General features: G+C 64.4%; 2 protein-coding genes and 1 pseudogene. All 3 read left to right on the top strand.

From position 1 onward, the window contains the following. Window positions 1-508: pseudogene (locus WAW39_RS02885) on the top strand (hypothetical protein); the annotation flags it as partial. After that, window positions 463-1,563: a 3-dehydroquinate synthase gene (gene aroB, locus WAW39_RS02880; RefSeq protein ID WP_422315583.1), complete on the top strand. Its 1,101-nt coding sequence runs from the start codon at window positions 463-465 to the stop codon at window positions 1,561-1,563. The pseudogene WAW39_RS02885 and the gene aroB, both read left to right, overlap by 46 nt. A gap of 257 nt (window positions 1,564-1,820) precedes the next feature. Then, on the top strand, window positions 1,821-3,495 hold a 1,675-nt coding region (locus WAW39_RS02875; RefSeq protein WP_422315581.1), incomplete at its 3' end, for a vWA domain-containing protein.

Here is a 3,495-nt window from a genome sequence, read left to right as displayed (position 1 = left end):
CGAAGCCGCCACCTCCGTGAACCTGCGCAATCCACGCTACGTGGAGCGTGCGCTGGAGATCTGCCTGCTCTCCGGCCGCCCGCAGTCCGGCCTGCGGCGCTCCTTTGAGCAGGCCGAGCCGCAGGTGAATGGCGTCATCCTCACCTGGGACCGCGAGACGCTCTACCGCCGCATCAATCAGCGCACGCTGGACATGTTTGCCGCCGGGCTCATCGAGGAAGTCCGCGCCCTGGGCCCGCTCTCCCCCACGGCGGAAAAGGCCATCGGCGTGCGGGAAATCCGCGCCCACCTGGCCGGGCAGGTGTCGCTGGAGGACACCCTCGCCGCCATCCAGCAGGCCACCCGGCACTACGCCAAGCGACAAATCACCTGGTTTCGGCGCGAGCGCTGCTTCCAAACGATTTGCCTCGATTCCGTTCCGGCGGCAGAGTACGCACTCCCCCATCTCCTCGAATTTTTTCCATGCCTCCGCCCGTCCAGCCTGTCCGCCCCGTCTTCGTCAATCTAGGCCCACGCAGCTACCTCGTCCAGGTCGGTCGCGACATGCTCAAAACGCTGGGTGAAGAGGTGAACAAAAAGCTGCCGGACCGCACCAGCTGTGCCGTGGTCACGGATTCAAATGTGGGCCCGCTCTACGCTGAGAAGGTGCTGCAAAGCCTGCGCGATGCCGGCAAAAAGCCCCACCTCATCACCGTGCCTGCCGGGGAGTCCTCCAAATCCCTCACCTGGAGCGAGTCCGTGCTCAGCGAGATGGTGCGCTTTGGCCTGGACCGCAAGAGCTTCGTCGTCGCCCTCGGCGGCGGCGTCATTGGCGATCTGGCAGGCTTCTGCGCCTCCGTGTACCAGCGCGGCATTCCTTATGTACAGGTGCCCACCACCGTGCTCTCCCAGGTGGACAGCTCCGTGGGCGGCAAGACTGGCGTGAACCTGCCCAATGCGAAAAACATGGTCGGCTGCTTTCACCAGCCGGTGCACGTCATCGCGGATCTCGACACCCTCAGCTCCCTCCCCACCCGCGAGTGGAACGAAGGCTTTGCGGAAATCATCAAGCACGCCTGCATTCGCGATGAGTCCATGTTCAAGGCCATCGAAGACATCGCCGCGGGCAAGGGAGACATCGTCGGCCTCATCCGCCGGAACATCGCCATCAAGGCCGTCATCGTGGAGGCCGATGAATATGAAACCATCGGCACCCGCGCCCTGCTGAATTTCGGCCACACCCTCGGCCATGCCATCGAGGCCGCCGCAGGCTACGGCAGGCTGCTGCACGGAGAGGCCATCAGCCTCGGCCTGCGCGCCGCCGCCTGGCTCTCCACCCAGGTCTCCGATCTCACCAGCGATCACTACGAGCGCATCCTCAACCTTCTCAAACTCTGCGATCTCCCCCTGCGCCTGCCGGACGATCTCGACACCGAAGAGATCATGCGCATCGCCCGCACCGACAAAAAATTCGAAAACGGCAAGATCCGCTTCGTGCTCCTGCGCAAGATCGGCGAAGCCTACGTGAGCAAGGACGTCCTCGAAGGGCATCTGAAGCAGGCGCTGGATGAGCTGCGGAAGTAGGGGGGCGTTTGTCCTCTGGAAGCCGTAGGATGGGTGTGGCGACAGCCCGCCCGTCTGTCAGCGCATGATGACGCCACATGACCCGGTGCCGCCCAGAAGTCGGGCGGTTTGGCGAAGAGCACGTTGGAGCATTGGAAAGAACCACTCGCCAAACACACCCAACCTACGATCCGGACCGGACACCTCTCCGCAACTCTTCGACTTTTTTGCTTCTTTTTGCGCCTCTTTGCGGCCACTCTCCCGTCCGTCACTTCTGAATGCGCTTCCTCACCCCCAGCTACCTGCACCTCCTCTGGCTCGCGCTGATCCCGCTGGTGCTGTGGCTTTTCCGCCGGCAGGCGAAGCGGGTGCCGGTTTCCACGCTGCTGTTTTTCAAATCGCTCGCGCGTGAGCATCAGGAGTCCGCGTGGCTGCGGCGCATCAAGAAATGGCTCTCGCTGCTGCTCACGCTGCTGGTGCTGCTCTTTGCCATCCTGGCGCTCGCACGGCCCAGCGGCAATCTCTCCGCCGATGCCATCAGCGCCGTCGTCATGGTGGTGGACTGCTCCGCCTCCATGGCCGCGCAGGATCTGCAGGGCCAGACCCGGCTGGACGCGGCCAAGCAGCGCGTGAAGGAACGCATCCGCTCTCTGCCAGACCAGACCGTGGTATCTCTCATCGCCTTTGATGCTCGCGCCCGCGTGCTGCTCTCCCGCAGCCGCAACCATCGCGAATGCCTGCGCCTGCTCGAAGAGCTCACCCCCACGCCCATCGAAGGCAAACCGGAGTCGGCACTGACCGTGGCCCAGCGCCTCGCGGATCTCGAAACCCACTCCCGCATCTGGATGGCGAGCGATTCACAGCCTTCATCAACAACTGCGGTCGATTGGATTCCCGTGGCCCTCAAGGAGCCGCTCAATGTGGGCCTCACCGGCTTTCAGATCCGCCACAGCCCGCTGGCGCGTGATCGTTATGAGGCCTTCGTGAAAGTCAGCGCCTCCGCCGCCAACAAGGACAAGGCCACCACCACGCTCGAAATTTCCATCGCCGGGCGCATCGCGCAGTTGCGTGAGCTTGATCTCGCCCCCGGAGAATCCAGTGCTCTCATCCTGCCTCTGGAAGGCGTGCGCGGCCAGCAGATGGAGATCCGCCTGAAGACCGCCGGCGACTGCTTCGGCTGGGACGACGGCCTCGCCGCACCGCTGCCCAAAACCAGACCGCTCACCGTCGCGTGGTTTGCTGACAAGCCCGATCCCTTCACCGAACTGGCGCTCTCCGCCCTCATCGAAAACGGCCGCATCGAAATGCGCAAAGGAGATCCTAAAGCCTGGCCGCCGAAGGAGCAGCCCGACGTGTATGTGTTTGAAAACTGGCTGCCCAAGGAACTGCCCGCCGACCGTCCGGTGATCTCCCTCACACCGCAGAGCAGCTCCGGCCCGCTGCAGGCACGCGCCATCAAGAGCATCCCGCATGACGGCGTGCGCTCCGTGCAGCCGGACCATCCCCTGCTCTTCCGCGCCAGCAGCAGCCGCATTGCCGTCACGCAGACCACGCTGCTCAAGCTGCCCGCCTCAGTCGAGCCGCTGTGGTTTGCCGGCAACGAGCCCGTGCTCGCCGCCGGAGAGTTCAACGGCCAGCGCCTTGTGGTCACCGCGTTCTCGCCCTCGCAGTCCGAGCAGCTCGCCCTGCTGCCCTCCTTTCCCCTCATCCTCGGCAACGCGCTCTACTGGTGCGCCGAAAACAGCGAAGCCCTCACCGACATGCGCACTCTGCACACCGGCGAGATGCTGCACACCGACAGCCTCGTGCAATGGCACGCGTGGAACGGCGAGTCCTTCATCGAAGTGTCCGACGATCCCGCGCACGGCCTCCTCGCGCTGAACCGCATCGGCAGCTGGGAAACCGGCAAGGACCGCAGCGGCACCTGCGCACTGATCTCCGCCGCCGAGACGA

The sequence above is a fragment of the Prosthecobacter sp. genome (assembly GCF_049294395.1).
Lineage (GTDB): Bacteria > Verrucomicrobiota > Verrucomicrobiia > Verrucomicrobiales > Verrucomicrobiaceae > Prosthecobacter.
The sequence above is the reverse complement of the archived record's forward strand: the minus strand, read 5'-3'. Positions and strand labels throughout refer to the sequence as shown.